We start from the raw sequence: 17,929 nt of genomic DNA, 5'->3' as shown, positions 1-17,929 counted from the left end.
AGTTTCTTTCGATAAATGGGCCGTTTGGCGGCCGTGGCACACTGTTCAGGGATTGAAGTCCGGCCGATCGCGCGCGCGGTTTTTGATGGGAAATCGCGATTGAAAGGAATGGGGCGAGGAAAGCACACTCCTGCCGCTTAGCAAGGGGCGATGGGGTAATAAATTCGCCAAGGCGGCGAGCTATAAGCCTACGTGTTCGGCCCTCATTTCGCAGCCTTATTTCTGGGAGGCGGGTTAAGGCAATCGGTACTGGCATCACCCGCATAAAGCCCGCCGTCCACATAGATCACTTGCCCGTTGATATAACGCGCCGCATCCGAGCTTAGGAACTTTGCCGCATCAGCGATCTCATCGACCGTGCCGAGGCGCTTGGCCGGAATTCGGTTGATGGCCTGATCGAATTCCTCCGGGTCCTTGCTCAGGAATTGGACTCCCACGGTGTCGGCAATCCCTCCTGGCGAAATGATGTTGGCACGCACGCCTGCAGGGCCCCATTCGACCGCGCACACTTTCGTGAGTTGGTTGACGCCCGCTTTGGCTGCGCAGGCATGAGCCTGCATTGCGCCTGCTCGCTCGGCTTGCCCTGCGGAGATGGCGATCAAAGATGCACCGGGTTTGGTGATGTAGGGATAGCTCGCTCTGAACGCGTTAAAGGTGCCAAACAGGTCAATATCGACCACAGTTTTAAATGCGTTGGGGCTCATCCCTAAAAGCGGCGCGTAGAAATTGCCTGCCGCGCCAGCGACGAGGACGTCAATCGAGCCATAGGCCTGCGAAACTTTCTTAAGCGCCGCTTCAACCGCTTCATAGTCGCGAACATCGCATGAAAAGCCCATTGCATCGCCGCCTGCGGTGCATTCGGCCTTGATCTCAGCCTCAGCGTTGGCGGCGCGGTCCGGGTCGCGTCCAATGACGGCGACCTTGGCTCCCTCGCGCGCGAAACCTTTGGCGATGCCCAGATTGATCCCGCTCGTCCCGCCAGTGATAAAGACGGTCTTTCCTTGATGCTCTTTGACGTGCTCGCTCATAGATTTTCTTTCGATTTGGATGACATAAGGCAAATGGTCGCCAGCCCGGCTTGGTTCCCGCCCTTTTCTTGCAGGAGCCCCCACAGTGCGCCGCTTTGTAACTGGCGAGGGGCAAATTTACCATAAAGTCACCTAACCACTTTAGGGCCGCCGCAAACGTCGTTTTCATTGTGGCACGAGTTATGAACTTTTCACGCAGAAGCTTTCTTGCAGCCAGCCTGGCAACCGCAGGTGCAGCCGGCGTTTCCGGCTGTTCGACCGCACAATTCGGCTCACGTTCGAGCTATCTGACGAATATCGTCCACCCAAAGAACTTTAACACAGTCTATCATTGGGTTGATGTATTAATGCAGCAGGTCCGCGATCAGCGGGTCGCGCCGCCTCGTGCAGCGTATAATTTCGCAGCGCCCATGGTTGCTGGCTTTGTTGCGGCCAATGGCGTTTTGCGCCGATATGCAGACCAGTATGGACTGGGCTGGGCACCAACAGGTGCGCATCCTGAGGTCGCTTATGGCGTTGCTTTCGCAACGGCTGCCTCGCAGTGTTTTGGCCAACCCTTTTTGTGGGAGCGCCGCGCCTTTAAAGACAAATTCGCTGATAGCGAGGCCAAGTCGCTTGGGATCGAGTGGGGCCGCAAGGTTGGCATTGCGATTAACAAAATGCGCACAGGCGACGGCTCTGAACCGCACAGCGTCAACTTTTATCATGGCCGCTATCCTCGCCGCAAAGATGTGCTGAAATGGACGCCGACCGGCCCCGCATATGCAGCGCGTCCGGGCCCTACTGTGGGCGCTTATGAACGCGGGCTTTTCCCCGGCCACGGCAAGATCACGCCTTGGACCATGACCCGATCAGACCAATTCCGAGTCGAAGATTTTCCCGATGTGCGCAGCCCTGGATTTGCCGAAGAATTTGCTCAAGTGCGCGAGCTTGGCGGCAAGGACAGCCGCTCTCGCACAGAGGATCAATCTGAGATTGCCTTGTTCTGGGAAGATGGTCCGTGGGGCATCACCCCTCCGGGACATTTCCTTTATATCGCGCTTCAGGTCATGCAAGACCGGGGCTTCGATTTCCTCGATATGGCGCGTAATTTTGCCCTTCTCGGGGCAACGCAGGCCGATGCCTCGATCCAGGCATGGGACAGCAAATATCACCACGATATCCTGCGCCCGGAAACAGCGATTTGTCTGCGAGCCGGAAAATTTGCAGCCGCGGATGAGCGGGTTCGACAGGACCGCAAATGGGAAAGCTATATCCCCACACCCAACTTTCCCGCCTACACCTCAGGCCACTCGACCTTTGGCGCTGCCGGGATTGAGATGACCAAGCTGATCATTGGCACAGATGAGGTCCGTTTCAGCCACGAATCGCCTGATCAGGTGCTGTGGCCGACGCTAACGGGCAAAAAACGCTATTTCACAAGCCTTGATCAAGCGCGCTGGGAAAACGGGATGAGCCGCATTTATGGCGGGGTCCATTGGATGTCTGATCACACCGCTGCTGATAATGCGGGCAATCTGATTGCACGGCAGGCCTTTGAAACCATGTTCCCGCGATTAACGTGATAATGAAACGCACGCTTCTTCTTTCTGGCGCAGGAGTATTCGCCTTGATCGCAAGCTCGGCTCAGGCGCAGGTGGTCAATCTCAATTACGACCGGCTGTCGTCATTGGAAGAGCCCATCGCTTATGAGCTTGGCGGTATTACCTTTGAGGTGACCGGTGTTGCCGATATTCCGGTTCTGGCGGAGAACAATGAAGTCACCGGCGGCGATCAGCCCACGATTGAGGTTGAGTTTGTCGGCAACGTCCAAGTTTCGGCTGAGACACAATTGGCAAACCGTTGGGAAGTGGGTGTCACCTATTTTGGTCAATACTCAACGGATCCTGGCAGCCTGTTCCTTGGCGGTCCGCTGGGCCTGGATGATTACAACGACAATGTCGCAGGGTTTGTGCGGACAAGCTTCGGTACGTTGATTGGGGGCAACACCGCCAATCAGGTCCGTGAACTAACGCGCCGTCAGCGCGGTGTGGGCAATGGCTTCCTCGCATTTGACGATTTCTACGGCCAATTGTCCCGCTTGGGCGGGGCGTATGTCGGCCGGTTCGGAGCAAGTCAGATTGGCGTGGCTGTCGACGAAAACGGCGACTTCGAAGTTGGAGCGCTGTTCCAGCGTCCTATCCGTCAGCGCGATTTGCGCTTTTCGGGCCGTTTGCGGCGCGCTTCTTTCACCTCAGTTAATCAAACGACCGATTTTGACACCCTTAGCGCAGGCGCTGTCGCCGAGATGGTCTACGGCAGCACCATTTACGATCTGGGCGCGGGCTATGAGATCATTGACGGTCCTATTTCAGACTTTGACAGATGGTTTGTATCCGGAGGCGCGCAAACTCAGCTCGGCGGACTAAGGCTTTCTGGCGAACTGCACTACGGACAGGCTGACGGGCAATCCGAATATGCCGCTAGTCTGGGCGCAGGCTATGATATCGCACGCGGGTTCTCCCTCAACCTTGGCGTCAATGCCGAAGATGCACGGATCACGTCCGACGGTGTGCAGATCGTGGAAACCGAGCAGGTATCTGCGGTGGCATCGGCGCGCTACAGCTTCTGACGAGACAAGATGTCCCGGCTTAAGGGGATGCGACCAGGCAAAAATTTGTAAAAGTTCGCCAAAACTTGCGTCCATCGTTTTGGTTTGTTTCAAGAAGTGCGCTAAAGCTAGTCCGGACAGGGGACTAAAAATCGGCGGGAAGCCTATCATGGTCAATAATATCGGGAAAATTCTGGCAGCTGGTCTTGCGGTTGGTGTTGTCGGCAGCGTCTTTACGGCGGGCTCCGCACAGGCACAATCCGGACAAACACAATCCGGACGCGAAGACGCGGTAGAATACACCTTTGAAGCAGGCGACACCTTGTTCGGTCTCGCGCGCGACTTTTTTGTTTCGAGGGATGCAGCGCTTCGGGTTCAGCGGCTCAATGGTATCTCGAACGACCGGGGTATTCCGGTTGGAGAGATTATCACTGTCCCGCGTTCGCTGCTCAAATGGGATCCGGTGCCGCTCGAAGTGGTATCGTTCAAAGGCAATGTTCGGATCGAGCAAGGGGGAAGAACGCGCACCCCCCAAACGGGCCAACGGATCCGTCAAAACGCAATCATTTCAACTGGCGCGCGCTCCTTCATCTCGCTTGCTGGCGAAGGCAGAACGGCCCTTTCGCTTCCCTCCAATTCAAGCGTCCAGATAAGGCGCGCGAAGCGATACCGGATCAACAATGCGCTTGATGTGGACCTTCGGGTGCTGCGAGGACGCGGGGAGATCACTGCGCCAAAACTGCGCGAGGGAGAGCGGTTTCGCACCGGTACACCGCTTGCGGTGACTGCGGTTCGCGGGACAGAGTTTCGGGTTGGCTACGATGCGGAAAAAGCGGTCGCCTTAACCGAGGTGACTGAAGGGCTGGTCAATATATCAGCAGGCGGCGCTTCTCTCGCAGCGCCAGCGGGGCAGGGCCTTGCGAGCGACACCAGCGGACTTGGGCAGCCAGAAGACCTGCTGCTTGCTCCCAGTTTATCGGACCGCAATGGGCTTCAAACCGGCGAGTTGGTCGAGTTTGCCATTGCACCGCTATCCGGAGCAGTGAACTATCGCACCCAGATCGCAACCGATGTGACCTTTACCGAGGTGGTGGACGAGCTGGTTTCGCCTCAATTGAACATCGCTTTCAAAGACGTTCCCGATGGGCGCTATTCAGTTCGCAGCCGCGCGATTGCGCAAAACGGGCTTGAAGGGTTTTGGCAAAGCGAAGACGCGTCTTTTCGGCGCAAACGCGTAGGGAGCAATGTCGGGGCGGAACCAGCCCCCTTTGCGGACGCATACAAATTCGCCTGGCGCCCCGAGGGCAGCGGGATTAGCTACTCCGCCTTTCAGCTTTGGAGCAAAGATAACCCCAGTTCGCCTATCATCGACGAAGTCGGGCTTGAGACCACAGGAGTGTACATCAGCGATCTTCCTCTCGGCACCTACAGCTGGCGGGTTGCCACCTCTATCATCGACGAGGGCGAAGTTATCAAAGTCTGGAGCGAACCGCGCGACCTTTCTGTGAGCGAATAGGCCAAAGGTTTGCCCAGCCAATCAGTCACAGATCATTCGTCCAAACCCCTGAAATCCAGGCTTATTGTTGAGTGGATCGTGCTGTTTGCTGCGATGTTGGCTATCGTATTGCTGAGCCATCAACGCGGATCTTTCGAGCGGTTTGACCTTTACCTCCTTGATCTTGAGGGGGAGATCAATGCGCCTACGACCGATTATTCTATCATCCTCGTTGAGATTGACGACTCGGCCCTTGATGCGGTCGGTGCATGGCCATGGGACAGGCAAAGACATGCCGAACTCATTAATCAGCTTTCCGCCTTTGGTCCGCGCGTGATTGCGTATGATGTGCTGTTTTTGGAGCCCACTGCCCCTTTGAGTGATGCAGCGCTTGGCGAGGCGATAAGAAACAGCGGCAAGGTTGTATTGCCGCATAGCTTTGAGCAGAAACTGGACGCGAGCTTTGTTGACGTTGCGGTCGATCCGATTGCCCCTGTGCGCGATACAGCTCGGCGGTTAGGCCATGTCCGCCTTACCGCAGATGAAGACGGGGTAGCGCGCCGGTTTGAATTGTTCAAAGAGATTGAAGGCGAGGTCTATCCGCATCTCGTTACTTATGCACTAGAGGTTGCCGAGCAAATCGAACCGGGCGGTGATAGCGTGCCGCCGAGCGCGATCATCCGGTACGGGGAAAATGGGAAAATTACGTCGTTTTCAGCGGCAATGGTTCTGGATGGAAGTGCGCCCTCCGAATATTTCAAGGACGCCATCGTTTTTGTCGGAGCGTCTGCACCTGGCCTTGGTGATCGGTATTCGACGCCCGCTCACACCGGAGGTATTCTCCCCGGAGTGGAAATTCAGGGGCACCTTGCAAATGCGATCCTCACCGATGATTTGATCGAGCGAGCCAGCGACACGGCGACAGTCGCCGTTCAGATCGCAGCGATACTGTTGTTGTTTGCAGGGTTCTGGAGGCTCACCCCCCGCGCGTCTCTGATCACCGCCTTAGCGCTCGTAACCGGACTGTTTGCGTGTGCCTTCCTGCTTCTTGCATGGTTCAACATCTGGCTCCCGGTGAGCGGGGCGCTGGTCGCTATTGTGATCGCTTATCCCTTGTGGGGCTGGCGGCGCCTGTCATCGGTTAGCCGCTTTCTTGAAAACGAGGCTGCCAATTTGCGCGAACTTGCCAGTGTCACGGGGAGCGAGGCCAGTGAGGGTTTTGACATTGTTGCTCAGCAGGTCGCCTTGCTTCGGCGCCTTACCAAGGGTGTTTCAGGCAATCTCACTCTCATCCAAGATGTGATTAACGCCTCGCCTGATGCCATGTTGGTGACGGATGGTGAGGGCGCGGTTTCAATTGGCAACTTCACCGCTCAGGATCTCTTTGGCCCGATCAGCGATGTCCAAGGGGCCCATCTCACCGATCTTCTTGACCGCACCCATGGCGTTCTCAATGAGCCGCGCGATGAGCTTACCCTCGGCGATGGACGCACGTTCTGGCTGGCGTCTGCGGATCTTGACCCGGATGTGGGAAGCAAGGTTTTGTCCTTGCGCGAGGTAACAGAGATCAAGGAAGCAGAACGGCAACGGCGCGAGACGCTTGAGTTTCTGAGCCATGATATGCGTTCTCCTCAGGTTGCGATCATCAGCCTTGCCAAGCAGGGTGATGGGGTCCTTGAGACACCAGAGCGCTTCACCCGGATTGAGGATCAGGCGCGCCGCACTCTCAAACTGACGGAAGATTTTGTGCAGATTGCGCGGATCGCAAATGAGGGGCTGGAGCGCGAGGAAACTGAGATGAGCTCTGTGCTTCAAGAGGCAGCGGACCGGGCCTTTCCGCTTGCGCATAAAAAACGGGTTAAGGTTGAGTTTGAGCCGGGCGAGGAACCGATATTTGCGCGTGTGGACGCCTTTGCTGTTGCCCGAATGCTTGACAATCTGATCAGCAATGCGGTGAAATTCTCACCAAAAGGCTCTGCGGTTGAGCTCGGATTGCAGGCCGAAGCGTTGGGGACCTGTGTGCTGAGCGTTGCGGACCGGGGGCCCGGTCTTTCGCCTGAAAGGCGCGAAGACCCCTTTGCCCGGTTTGGTGCGCGCGACACCAGCGCTGGCCCCAGTTCTGGGCTGGGATTGGCATATGTGAAGCAGGTTGTTGATCTGCATGAAGGCAAGATTGAAGTGCACTCAGGCGAGCGCGAGGGAACCCGTTTCGTAATTACTCTTCCCACAGGATGAGCGCATTTTTGATCACTTGCGAAATGTGCGCTGTACCAAAAGCCGGGCAAGATCGCTGAGCTGTTCAAGGTCATCTGGACAGGCGAGAAATTCTCCAGAAGATTTTGCCTGCACTTCGCCCGTTTCGCGCGAATAGACCACAAGGCTTGCGCTGACCCGGTTGGGCTTGCATTTGTCGAAAATGCTCGAAGACAACGTCTCAGCTGCGACCTCGGTATCCTCCCCGTCCTCGCGGATTGGCTGTAAAGCGACCTGTGCTGAACGCTCAGACACGGCAAAGTCAGCGACAAAGCTTGCACCGGTTTCTGAAGAGATCTCGCGTGCCTCAAGAGCATCGAGCAGCTCTTCTGCAAATCGCGAACGAAGCTCGGCTTCATCAGCTTCGCGCAGCAATTCCACACTTGTCACGTATCTGGAGTCGGAGCGGGATGATGTGATCGAGGCTGGCGAACCCACCGCGCAAGCGGACAGGGATACCGTCATCACCGCGAACGCACCTATGATAGTGGTGCTCTGCATTCCAAAGAGTTGCATGTCGACCTGCTCCCATCAGGGGACCAACGATAGGCCGACGCGCACTGATTTAGGTCAGTGCTTCGACCTCAAAGTGATCCATCCGATAACCAAAGCCAAAAACGGTCCTGATCACAAGGCCTGATTCAGGTGTCAGCCCCAGTTTTGAGCGCAGCCGTGATATATGCATGTCGATTGTGCGGGTTTCGACGTCGATATTTCCGCCCCACACCCGGCTGAACAGGTAACTGCGAGAAAGCGGACGGTCGATGTTTTCGAATAAGAGCACCGCCAGATCATATTCCTTAGCGGTGAGAGTGATGGCCTCTCCGCTGCGCGATATGCTGCGTGCGCTGTAATTGACCTCGAACGGACCATATTCGGCGGTCTCACGAGTTTCTTTGACCGCTGTGCGCCGTGCAGCTGCTTCGATGCGGGCGCGAATAACCTCGTCGCTTTCGGGTTTGACGATATAGTCCACAGCGCCCGCCTCAAGCCCTGCGACAATATCGCTCTTGTCCTGGCGGCTGGTCAGCAAAATGAAGGGCGGGGCCGATTCAAGGTTCTCGCGCGCCCAATTGAGGACTTCGAACCCTGTTTGCCCCGGCATATTCCAATCGAGCAATACCACGTCAAAGGTATCGCGCTGCAATGCCTTTTGGACGTCAAGACCATTGGTGAAGTCATCGACGATATGCCCTGCCTTCTTGACTAGCGCCATAACCTGTTCGCGGATATCACGATCATCATCTGCAAGGGCAATTCGCATGGGTATCTCCGTGTGGTCGCCGTCTCATTGGAAGCTTGTAACATGAACGGCTTGTTACAACTGCATGTTACATTCGCTGAGCAATCAATCCAGTGAGTGCAGTCACTTATAGCTCACAAATTACATCTTTTTACCGGCCAGCACATGTGTACTGGTGGTGCTAAAAAAGGATGAGGCGAGCTCCGGGGGGTTAGGATGGAGCTCGCCTCAAACGATTGGCTTGGCACTTGTGTGCTAAATACCCGAAGGGCCTAGCCGCACGTCGAAGATTACCGCTGCTGCTCTTTAGTCGGCAGCGTTCTCAACCGTTTCAAAGCCATTGACTTCGATTGCGGCGCTCTGTTCAGTGATGCCGCCGGCCGAGCAGTAAATCGCAAGAAAGAACGAGGCGAAAACCGAGAAGCCGCCTAAACCGATGGCAAGCCAAAGTGTGCTTGTGTCCGGTGTAGTGTCATCCACTCGGCGATCCATATCGCTTTGTTCCTCCTTTTCTTCGTTAAAAGGGCCTATAGCGATAAACCAAGCGCGTGAGTGTAAACTCCTGAAAATTGTAAAATTGCAGCGTGTTTATGCAGGGATATCAATCACTTTTGCGCTACGCCAAGCGACGTAAGATAGGCGATGATTTGGTCGTCAGATACAACGTCGGCATACTTTGCTTGCATATCAAAGAGGTTCGCTTCGTGAGGGCCATTATGCCTGTCTCCGCATGCCTCGCGTACGACGGTTGTGATGAAGCCATGGCTCATCGCATCCACGCACGTCGCGCGCACGCATCCGCTCGTGGTGAGCCCTGTCAGGATCACATTGTCCACACGCATACTGTTTAGGGTCGAGGCGAGGGAGGTTCCGAAGAATGCACTTGGGTATTGTTTGGAGATGACAAGCTCGTCGGCAGTAGGCTCCAACCCTTTGGGCCAAGCGCCCATCGGGCTGCCTTCAAGGAAATACCGTAAGGGAGGGGCCTTTTCATAAAAGCGCCCGCCGTTGATGGCCTTCGGGTGATAGACCACATTTGTGAGAATGACAGGGAGACCGGCCCTTTGCGCGGCTTCCCTGACGCGAAGGGCAGAGGCGAGTGCATCCTCAACCCCGGCATAGAGGTCGCAATCGGGATCGAAATAGCCTTCAACAAAGTCGATCAGTATCAGCGCGGGCGATTTTCCGAACCCGGCCGTACCTCCATAGGCCTTTGCGTAATTTTCATCCAAACTATCTGACATTACTTTGTCTTTGACGAGGCGGGAACAAGGGTCAAGCGTGAAGCGGCGGCTTGGCTGATAGAGCTTGTGCGGGGGCTGTGGCTCATTCGAAAAGCGGCGCGCACAAAAGTTGCGCGTTGCCAAGGCGTGTTTCTTGACTAAGGTCGCCCCTCAAGAGAGTCGTTATCGGGGAGGCCACGAGGCCATGAGACATCTTTTCCAATCCGCTGCCCGCGCATTTGCATTCATCGCTTTGCTGATGGGAGTGGGCACCGGCGCTCCTGCGATGGCACAAGATGATGACAAAAGCGCTCTGTCCTCACTTCCCCTACGGCTCATCGGTCCCTCTTATGTCTCCGGCCGTATCTCGGATTTTGCTTTCTTCAAAGGCGGCTCGCACCACTACATTGTCGCAACAGCCTCTGGCGGTCTTTGGGTTACGAAGGATGCAGGCACCACCTGGACCCCGATCTTTGACCGCGAGGGTGCCTATTCTATCGGAGTTGTTGAGATCGCCCCTAGCGATGAAAATACCATCTGGGTTGGCACGGGTGAAAACAACGCTCAGCGCTCGGTTGCCTTTGGTGACGGCGTCTACAAATCCGCCGATGGCGGCAAATCATGGAAGAATATGGGCCTCAAGGACTCAGGCCACATCTCCCAAGTTTGGATCAACCCTGAGGATGCAGACCACGTTTTGGTTGCAGCGCAAGGCCCGTTGTGGTCGGCAGGCGGGGATCGCGGGCTTTATAAGACGACCGATGGCGGGGAGAGCTGGGAGCTCATCCTCGAGATTGACGAGCACACCGGCATTAACGAGTTTGTCGTCCACCCGGACAATTACAACCTGATCACCGCATCTTCGTATCAGCGACGTCGCCATGTGTGGGTGCTGATCAACGGCGGTCCGGGGTCTGCTATTCACCGTTCGAGCGATGGCGGTGAAAGCTGGAACAAGGTCTCGTCAGGCCTTCCGGGTAAAGATGATTTGGGCCGCATCGGTCTTGCCATGGCGCCGTCTGATCCGAATATGCTCTATGCGATTATTGAGGCGCAGGACGATGAGAAGGGCGTTTATCGCTCGACTGATTTTGGTCAGAGCTGGGAAAAACGCTCGGGTCATATGACCACCAGCCCCCAGTACTATAACGAGATCGTGGTCGATCCGAAAAACCCGGATGTTCTCTATTCGCTCGACACGTTTTCAAAGCGCTCGACCGATGGGGGTAAGACTTTCTCTGATCTGAGCAATGCGGCGCGCCATGTGGACGACCATGCGCTGTGGATTGATGAGAACAACACCTCGCACATGATCATCGGCGGTGATGGCGGGGTTTATGAAAGCTGGGATGGAGGCCAGAAATGGAGGCATTTCCAGAACCTGCCGATTGTGCAGTTCTATCGCATCCAGCCCGATAACGCGGCGCCGTTTTACAATGTGTGCGGGGGGACGCAGGACAACAACTCGCTGTGTGGGCCTTCGCGCACGACGCTCGTCCACGGCATCACCAATTCCGATTGGCACATTGTGCTGGGAGGTGACGGCTATAAGCCTCAAATCGACCCGCGCGATCCCAACCTTGTTTACACACAGTACCAATATGGCGGTTTGGCGCGCTATGACCGGCGCACACAGGAGCGGGTATTCCTCACCCCCAGCCAGAGCCCGGTGAGCCAGCATACAAATGGAACTGGAACACGCCGCTTCTTATCAGTCCGCATAACCCGGATCGGATCTACTACGCGGCGGAGTATCTCTTCGCTTCCAACGACCAAGGCAATTCCTGGGAGAAGATCAGCCCTGATCTGACCCGCCAGATTGACCGCAACGCGCTCGAAGTTATGGGCCGTGTGTGGAGCGTTGATGCGATTGCGAAGAACGACAGCACTTCGATTTACGGCGCGGCGATTGCGCTTTCTGAGAGCCCGCTCGTCGAAGGTCTGATTTACGTTGGCACCGATGACGGGGTGATCTCAGTCACCGAGAATAACGGTGCAAACTGGCGCAGGCTCACTACCGTGCGCGGCGTGCCGGAGATGACGCTCGTTGAAGACATCGTCAGCTCGGTTCACAATGCGGGCGTCGCCTATGCGGTTTTCGACAATCATAAGCGCGGGGATGATAAGCCTTACGTTTATCGCAGCAATGACCGTGGCCGGACGTGGACGTCTATTGCGGGTAATCTGCCTGGGAAGGGCTCTGTCCACACGATTGCCGAGGATCATGTTGACCCGAACCTGCTCTTCGTAGGCACCGAGTTTGGCCTGTTCTACACGCAGAACGGCGGCGGCAATTGGCAGCAACTCAAAGCAAATTTCCCGACCATCGACGTGCGGGACATCGAAATCCAGCGCCGTGAGAATGACCTCGTGGTGGGCACTTTCGGGCGCGGTATTTATGTGCTCGACGATTATTCGGCGCTGCGCACCAGCGCCTCTACGGTCGCTGCGAGCGAAGCCACGCTCTTCCCCGTGCGCGACCCTTGGATGTATATTGAAGGCGATTTGTGGGGCACTTATGGCGGCGCACAGGCGTCCAATGGTGACAACTTCTGGTTCGCTGAAAACCCGCCGTTTGGCGCGGTCTTCACCTACACGCTTCGCGATGGGCTGGAAACCCGCGCGCAAAGCCGCCGCAAGGCTGAGCGCACAATTGAGAAGACCGGCGGCGATACGCCGTACCCATCGTGGGAAGCGCTTCGTGCAGAAGACCGCGAGGATGCGCCTGCGATTGTGTTCACGATTACAGATGCAACTGGCCAGATCGTGCGCCGTATGACCGGACCGCACACCAAGGGCCTCCACCGGGTGGCTTGGGATTTGCGCTACCCTGCGCCGAACCCCGCGAGCCTCGCTCCGCCAAGCACCAGCATCTTCTCGAGCCCGCCCACGGGTCCGCTGGTGCTTCCGGGTGAATACACTGTGCAGATGGGCAAGCGGGTGAACGGCATTCTGACACCGCTTGGGAACCCGCAGACCTTTACTGTGAAAGAGCTCAACAACAGCCCTGAGTTGGCGGACGATCGCGCAAGCGTTCTCGCCTTCCAGAATGAAACTGCTGAGCTTTCCAAAGCGGTTTCCGGTGCAGGCGCTGCTTCGCGCGAGCTGCGCAATCGGATCGAGCTGATGAAGGTCGCAGTTGAGGCTCTGCCACAGCCTAACGATGCACAGCGCACGAGCATTCAACAGATCGAAAGCCTGCTCGATTCTGCCGATGTATCGCTGTTCGGCGACCGGACCATTGGAGGCCGCGACGAGCCAGTGCCATTCTCTATCTCCCAGCGTATTGGGCAGATCAGGGGTTGGGGCTGGAACCACCAATCGCCAGTGACGGGCTCGGATAAGAGCGCCTTCCAAGTCGCTAAGAGCGAATTCCAGCAAGTGCTCAGCCAACTGCGCGATGTGGAGCTTCGGGTAGAGACGCTTGAGGATGAGCTAGCGACACAAGGCGCGCCGTACATTCCGGGCAGCGGAGTTCCGAACTTTCCAGGCTAAGCGCTGAATAAGCGACACAAAAAAGGGGCGGGTGAGGTATTCTCAGCCGCCCCTTTTTGTTGTCTAGTTGCTTTAGGCTTCGGCCAAGGTGCCCGGTTGACCCGCCGCCACTGCCATACGCTTGCGCGTTTTGATCGAACCACCACGCTTGGAAACATGGTCCACCGTCTTAAACTCGGTCGTCCACTGATCGCGCGTCACATCGCACATGACATAGCCGCGCTGAGCATTGTGCCATTTGAGACACTCGTTTTCCTTTTGGATTTCCACCGTGTCAGAGCGCTTGTCCAAGCCATCTCCGCCCGATGTAATCGAAGTCGACACAAATTCGGTTGCGATTGGGCGCGCACCGGGTCGCTGCCCATCCAAATGAAGCTCGCCTGCATAGTTCTGGTGCTCGTCACCCGTCAGCACGACAACGCTGTCACGGCCAAGTTCTTTGACTTGCGCCAAGACCCGGTCGCGAGGGCGTTCATAGCCGCCCCAGCTGTCGAGGTTGCGACCCTCGCCATCGCCAATTTTGCGGTCGAGGTCCATCATCATGATCTGCTGCGCAAGCACCTGCCACTGCGCTTTGGATGAGCCGAGCTTGTCGAACAGCCACTCCTCTTGAGCTTTGCCCAGAACCTGAGCGGCCCGATCATCAACCCCATCGCAATAGCTCGCCCAGCGGTCATCGCACGGCTGATCCGTCCGGTACTGCCGCGTGTCGAGCAGGTTCAAATCGAGCAGGTCACCAAAACGCGCCTGCCGGAAAATTTGCATCCGATTGCCCAGCGGCATGGAGGATGCGCGCAAAGGCATATGTTCGTAATAGGCTTGCATCGCCATTTGCTGGCGCAGGGCAAAGATCGAGGCGGGCGTTCCGTCCTGATCAATGTCAGCGACCCAATTGTTGTCGATTTCATGATCGTCCCAGGTCACAAACCACGGGGCAGAGGCGTGCGCGGCTTGAAGGTCAGGGTCCATCTTATATTGCGCGTAGCGGCGGCGGTAATCTTCAATAGTGTGGATTTCTTGGCCAAAGTGAGGCCGCACATTTTCCTCAACCCCGCCGTGCCACTTGGCACGCATGCGGTCGCCGCGATACTCGTAAATATAATCGCCATAGCAAAAAATGAAGTCCGCTTCTTCCTGCGCGAGATAGCGATGCGCGGTGTAATAGCCTTCCTCATAATTCTGGCATCCCGCAACACCAAAGCGCAAACCGTCAATCGGTTGGCCAATCGCAGGCGTCGTTTTTGCGCGGCCAATCCCGCTCCGCTCGCGCCCTGAATAGAAACGATAGAAATAGGGGCGATTGGGCTCGAGCCCTACTACTTCAACATGCACCGCATGGCCAAGCTCTGGCCGCGCAACCGCTGTGCCTTGTGCCACTCGGTTCTGCATCCGCTCATCGCTTGCAACTTCCCAGCTCACTTCGACCGGGGCAGGCAGCATGCCATAGCCGGGCTCAAACGGCTGCGGGGCAAGGCGGGTCCAGATCACAAAGCCATCCGCCTCCGGTTCGCCAGATGCAATGCCCAGTTGAAACGGGTATTGCCGGAACACCGGATGAGCAATCGCGCCCGTCGCTGTGACAAGCGACAATCCAAGGATTGCGGAGGAACCAAAGGACTTGAGCGCAAGGCGCCGGGAGAGTTCTAGCCGCCGTGATCTGTAGTCATTCATTGATGAAGATCCCGATTAATTGAGGTCTTGCTTGCTGCCCGTACCATGTTGCAGCTTCAAGGCAGTTCGAGGCTCTTTTACACCGCACAAAAAGAAAAGGGCAGGCCTTGCGATAAGACCTGTCCTCTCGCGGCGCTCGAAGCGCTCTTTTATGGTGCCGGCGTCAGAAGCTATAACCGACCTCCACTCCAACCAATCGGCGGGCACCAGGTGAAATGAACGATCCCCCAAACTCAATCGCGGGGATCACCTCGTTCAAATACTCGCGGTTCAGTGCGTTTTCGGCGAAGACGGTCGCCGTAAAATCACCTATCTCGAACCCGGCGCGAAGGTTCAGAACACCAAAGGCTTCGCGCTGAGAGACGCTGTAGTCTGCGTCACCTACAAAGGCTGGAAGCGCGAGCGCCGAACCCGGAAGCAAGCCTGAGAACAGCGTCGGCGAGGTTTGATCTTGGAATGAATGGAACCAGGTTGGACCCGTGATGCGGTAATCGGCCCGCATGATGAGGTTGACATTGTCGCTCATCGGCGTGTCGATCTCAGTGCCAAGGTTGATCGTGTAATCGGCCGTGTAGGGGCTCTCATTCCCAACTGTCGAAGGCCGCGAGCTGTTCGCCTTGATCTCGCTTTCGGTGACGTTGACAGAACCAAAGAACTTCCAGCCTTCGATGATTTCAAAGCTTGTATTGAACTCGAGGCCGTAAACCTCGACCTCGTCAATGTTTGACACAACGCGCAGCAGGCCAAAGGAGCCCACGAAGAACTCAAAGAACTGCATGTCGTCAATATCGGTGTAGTAACCCGCCAGATCGAAAGTGATCCGGCCGTTTAAAAGCTCGCCTTTGACCCCCGCTTCGAAGGCGGACGAAACTTCTTTGTCGTACACGTCCTGAATGGTCACATCCGCGCCGATGAACTGCACGAAGTTGGCATCAATGATCGCCGCAGAGCCTTGGTTGTTAAAGCCGCCCGACTTAAACCCAATTCCCCAGTTGGCGTAGAGATTGAGGTCGGGGCTCGGTTGGTAGCTCAAAGACAGTTTCGGCTGAAGCTGCCTGAAGGTCTCGCTTACCGGGGTGAACGCGCCGAAGGCCAGGCCGGGGTTGATCGGACCGCCTGCGAACGGGTCAAGCGCGCCCGCAGGTACAAGGCTCTCTGAAGAGCGATCCTCGATGTCATATCGCAGCGCAAGGCCCAAAGTGATATCCTCCCACGCATACTCCGCATTGCCGAAGATAGCATAAACCGTGGTATCGAATTCATCGTTCAAAAGGAGGCTTGTAGGGTTGGAGCTGCCGGGCGCGTTGAACAGCTCGCGGCTAACGCCCGCGCCTGTATCACCGCCGATGGAAACGCCGGTTTCACGGTCGATATTGAGGAAGTAAGCGCCGATCTGCCAACTCAGTGCATCACCGCCATTGGAGGCCAGCCGGATTTCAGCGCTGATGTCGGATTGCTCGCGAATTTGCAGCTGTGTGCCGTCGCATGTGGTCGGGCTGTATGCGCCAAAGGTGGAGCCATTGGCCGGCGCGAAGATAAACGGCACAGGGATTTGGCCGATAAACCCGGGCTGAGCGATCGGAAAACCGGTAAGCTCAGCGGTAGACGCAAAGCAGCTGTCGACGACGCCTTGTGCAGCCGGGTCAGCGGCCGAGATGAAGCGCGCAAAGTCGGCGCTGGTGCCATCGGCGGTCAGGAGCTGATCGACATCGGAGTAAAGCGCCCATGCGGTAAGCGTAATACTGTCGAACTCATGCTCGATCTTGGCTGAAATGTCGAAGCTGTCTTGCTCGTTTGTCGGGCGGATATTGCCATTGAAGACAAATGGGTGCTCGTTCACGTCTTCGAAGAAAGCTGGGTTGGTGCCGCCGAAGGCCGGGATGTGGAACGAGGAGTTGAAGTTGATGGACGCACCGCGAAGCTGCGAATACCGCGCCTTCACGTCGATTTCGGTCGCATCGCCAAGCTCTGCGACCAAACGGCCGTCGACCGACCAAACTTCCTGATCGTCGACCACATCGTCATCGAGAAACTCGTTGAAGAAAAAGCCGTCTGTGGTGCGGTAGTAGCCCGATGCAACCACACCAATGTTTTCGCCTAGCGGGGTAGAGATATATGCTGTCCCCTCGAACGTGTTGTCATTGGCATAAGAAGCGCGCACGCCCCCCTCGGCAAAGTCTCCGGGCTTCACTGTCTGGAGCACAATTGCGCCGGCTGCCGCGTTTCGGCCATACAGAGCGCCCTGCGGACCTTTGAGAATTTCGACTTGGCGCAGTGTGCCTTGGTTCTGATTGAGCTGCGCGGTATTGGTTTTAAGGATTCCGTCGACCACCAAAGCGACCGAGCTCTCCGCATCGCGCGCACCGTTGATGCCGCGGATGTTAATCTGTGTGTCGCCCGCTTCCGCCGTACCGGTCACGATGGTCACGCCTGGAGTGAGCTGCGAGAAGTCCGCCGCGTTTTGAGCACCCGTCTTCTCCAGCGCATCCGCCGTCAGAACCGACACCGAAGCAGGCACATCTTGCAAGCGTTCATTCTGGCGGCGAGCTGTGACGATAATCGCGTTATCGTCTTCTTCCGCTGCATTTTGAGCGTCGGCGTTTTGAGACGCGGCGTTGTCCTGCGCGCTGAGCGGTGCGGCCAAAGCGAGGCTGGCAAAGGAGACTGCGGATAAAAGGTGGAGGTGACGCATGTGTTTTCCCTTTTTCAATTGCCCTGTTGCCGCCTGACCGTCCCTGTCGGTCATTGTGGGGCGTCATTAGAACAATTTGCTGACACGAATGATCCTTTTGGCACCAGACTGCGTTGTTGCAGCCAAAGTGGATCCCGCCACTTCACAAGCAGCGCGCTTTTCGAAGAGCGCCTTGCATGGTTCAGACACTATTGTATACAATTGCTTGGAGTCAAGGCTGCTCAAAGCCTTGGCGCGAC

Annotated in this window: 13 protein-coding genes; 6 read left to right on the top strand and 7 right to left on the bottom strand. The window is 56.6% G+C overall.

The genetic code is table 11. The features are described 5' to 3' along the window. Positions 1 to 203 precede the first annotated feature (203 nt). Entirely contained in the window at positions 204 to 1,028 is an 825-nt protein-coding gene (locus tag AC0V60_RS09095) for an SDR family oxidoreductase (protein ID WP_486178157.1), read from the bottom strand. A gap of 182 nt (positions 1,029 to 1,210) precedes the next feature. On the opposite strand from AC0V60_RS09095, the gene AC0V60_RS09090 reads away from it, so the two are divergent. The 4 genes from AC0V60_RS09090 to AC0V60_RS09075 all read left to right on the top strand — a co-directional run bounded on the left by AC0V60_RS09090 (position 1,211) and on the right by AC0V60_RS09075 (position 7,348). Next, a complete protein-coding gene (locus AC0V60_RS09090) occupies positions 1,211 to 2,593 on the top strand; it encodes a vanadium-dependent haloperoxidase (protein ID WP_486178156.1) in 1,383 nt (460 codons plus the stop codon). Positions 2,594 to 2,595: 2 nt separating this feature from the next. Then, positions 2,596 to 3,639, top strand: coding sequence for a hypothetical protein (locus AC0V60_RS09085; protein WP_486178155.1), 1,044 nt, complete (start codon positions 2,596 to 2,598; stop codon positions 3,637 to 3,639). A gap of 148 nt (positions 3,640 to 3,787) precedes the next feature. After that, on the top strand, positions 3,788 to 5,134 hold the full coding sequence (locus AC0V60_RS09080; RefSeq protein WP_486178154.1) for a FecR domain-containing protein: 1,347 nt from the start codon (positions 3,788 to 3,790) through the stop codon (positions 5,132 to 5,134). Positions 5,135 to 5,143: 9 nt separating this feature from the next. Further along, a complete protein-coding gene (locus tag AC0V60_RS09075) occupies positions 5,144 to 7,348 on the top strand; it encodes a CHASE2 domain-containing protein (RefSeq protein ID WP_486178153.1) in 2,205 nt (734 codons plus the stop codon). A 12-nt stretch (positions 7,349 to 7,360) separates the two neighbouring features. On the opposite strand, the gene AC0V60_RS09070 is transcribed toward AC0V60_RS09075, so the two are convergent. The 4 genes from AC0V60_RS09070 to AC0V60_RS09055 form a co-directional block, all read right to left on the bottom strand. Next, on the bottom strand, positions 7,361 to 7,882 hold the full coding sequence (locus AC0V60_RS09070; RefSeq protein WP_486178152.1) for a hypothetical protein: 522 nt from the start codon (positions 7,880 to 7,882) through the stop codon (positions 7,361 to 7,363). A 49-nt stretch (positions 7,883 to 7,931) separates the two neighbouring features. Next, entirely contained in the window at positions 7,932 to 8,630 is a 699-nt protein-coding gene (locus AC0V60_RS09065) for a response regulator transcription factor (protein ID WP_486178151.1), read from the bottom strand. A 285-nt stretch (positions 8,631 to 8,915) separates the two neighbouring features. Further along, positions 8,916 to 9,089: a hypothetical protein gene (locus AC0V60_RS09060; protein ID WP_486178150.1), complete on the bottom strand. Its 174-nt coding sequence runs from the start codon at positions 9,087 to 9,089 to the stop codon at positions 8,916 to 8,918. Between the two features lie 125 nt (positions 9,090 to 9,214). Then, positions 9,215 to 9,853 (bottom strand): isochorismatase family protein, encoded by a 639-nt coding sequence (locus AC0V60_RS09055; protein ID WP_486178149.1) that lies wholly within the window; start codon positions 9,851 to 9,853, stop codon positions 9,215 to 9,217. Between the two features lie 184 nt (positions 9,854 to 10,037). On the opposite strand from AC0V60_RS09055, the gene AC0V60_RS09050 reads away from it, so the two are divergent. Continuing rightward, positions 10,038 to 11,642, top strand: coding sequence for a WD40/YVTN/BNR-like repeat-containing protein (locus AC0V60_RS09050; RefSeq protein WP_486178148.1), 1,605 nt, complete (start codon positions 10,038 to 10,040; stop codon positions 11,640 to 11,642). A gap of 32 nt (positions 11,643 to 11,674) precedes the next feature. Continuing rightward, positions 11,675 to 13,327, top strand: coding sequence for a hypothetical protein (locus AC0V60_RS09045; RefSeq protein ID WP_486178147.1), 1,653 nt, complete (start codon positions 11,675 to 11,677; stop codon positions 13,325 to 13,327). 72 nt (positions 13,328 to 13,399) lie between these two features. Here the strand turns inward: AC0V60_RS09045 and AC0V60_RS09040 are convergent, their stop codons facing one another. Both AC0V60_RS09040 and AC0V60_RS09035 read right to left on the bottom strand, forming a co-directional pair. Then, positions 13,400 to 14,998, bottom strand: coding sequence for an alkaline phosphatase D family protein (locus AC0V60_RS09040; RefSeq protein ID WP_486178146.1), 1,599 nt, complete (start codon positions 14,996 to 14,998; stop codon positions 13,400 to 13,402). A 163-nt stretch (positions 14,999 to 15,161) separates the two neighbouring features. Beyond that, positions 15,162 to 17,690, bottom strand: coding sequence for a TonB-dependent receptor (locus tag AC0V60_RS09035; RefSeq protein ID WP_486179473.1), 2,529 nt, complete (start codon positions 17,688 to 17,690; stop codon positions 15,162 to 15,164). Positions 17,691 to 17,929: the final 239 nt, after the last annotated feature.

Source organism: Erythrobacter sp. S259 (assembly GCF_057364965.1).
The sequence above is the reverse complement of the archived record's forward strand: the minus strand, read 5'-3'. Positions and strand labels throughout refer to the sequence as shown.

Bases quoted from the DNA above. Each gene is read 5' to 3' on its own strand.
- AC0V60_RS09095 (WP_486178157.1), bottom strand. From the start codon at position 1,028: ATGAGCGAGCACGTCAAAGAGCATCAAGGAAAGACCGTCTTTATCACT.
- AC0V60_RS09090 (WP_486178156.1), top strand. From the start codon at position 1,211: ATGAACTTTTCACGCAGAAGCTTTCTTGCAGCCAGCCTGGCAACCGCA.
- AC0V60_RS09085 (WP_486178155.1), top strand. From the start codon at position 2,596: ATGAAACGCACGCTTCTTCTTTCTGGCGCAGGAGTATTCGCCTTGATC.
- AC0V60_RS09080 (WP_486178154.1), top strand. From the start codon at position 3,788: ATGGTCAATAATATCGGGAAAATTCTGGCAGCTGGTCTTGCGGTTGGT.
- AC0V60_RS09070 (WP_486178152.1), bottom strand. From the start codon at position 7,882: ATGCAACTCTTTGGAATGCAGAGCACCACTATCATAGGTGCGTTCGCG.
- AC0V60_RS09065 (WP_486178151.1), bottom strand. From the start codon at position 8,630: ATGCGAATTGCCCTTGCAGATGATGATCGTGATATCCGCGAACAGGTT.
- AC0V60_RS09055 (WP_486178149.1), bottom strand. From the start codon at position 9,853: ATGTCAGATAGTTTGGATGAAAATTACGCAAAGGCCTATGGAGGTACG.
- AC0V60_RS09050 (WP_486178148.1), top strand. From the start codon at position 10,038: ATGAGACATCTTTTCCAATCCGCTGCCCGCGCATTTGCATTCATCGCT.
- AC0V60_RS09045 (WP_486178147.1), top strand. From the start codon at position 11,675: ATGGGCCGTGTGTGGAGCGTTGATGCGATTGCGAAGAACGACAGCACT.
- AC0V60_RS09040 (WP_486178146.1), bottom strand. From the start codon at position 14,998: ATGAATGACTACAGATCACGGCGGCTAGAACTCTCCCGGCGCCTTGCG.
- AC0V60_RS09035 (WP_486179473.1), bottom strand. From the start codon at position 17,690: ATGCGTCACCTCCACCTTTTATCCGCAGTCTCCTTTGCCAGCCTCGCT.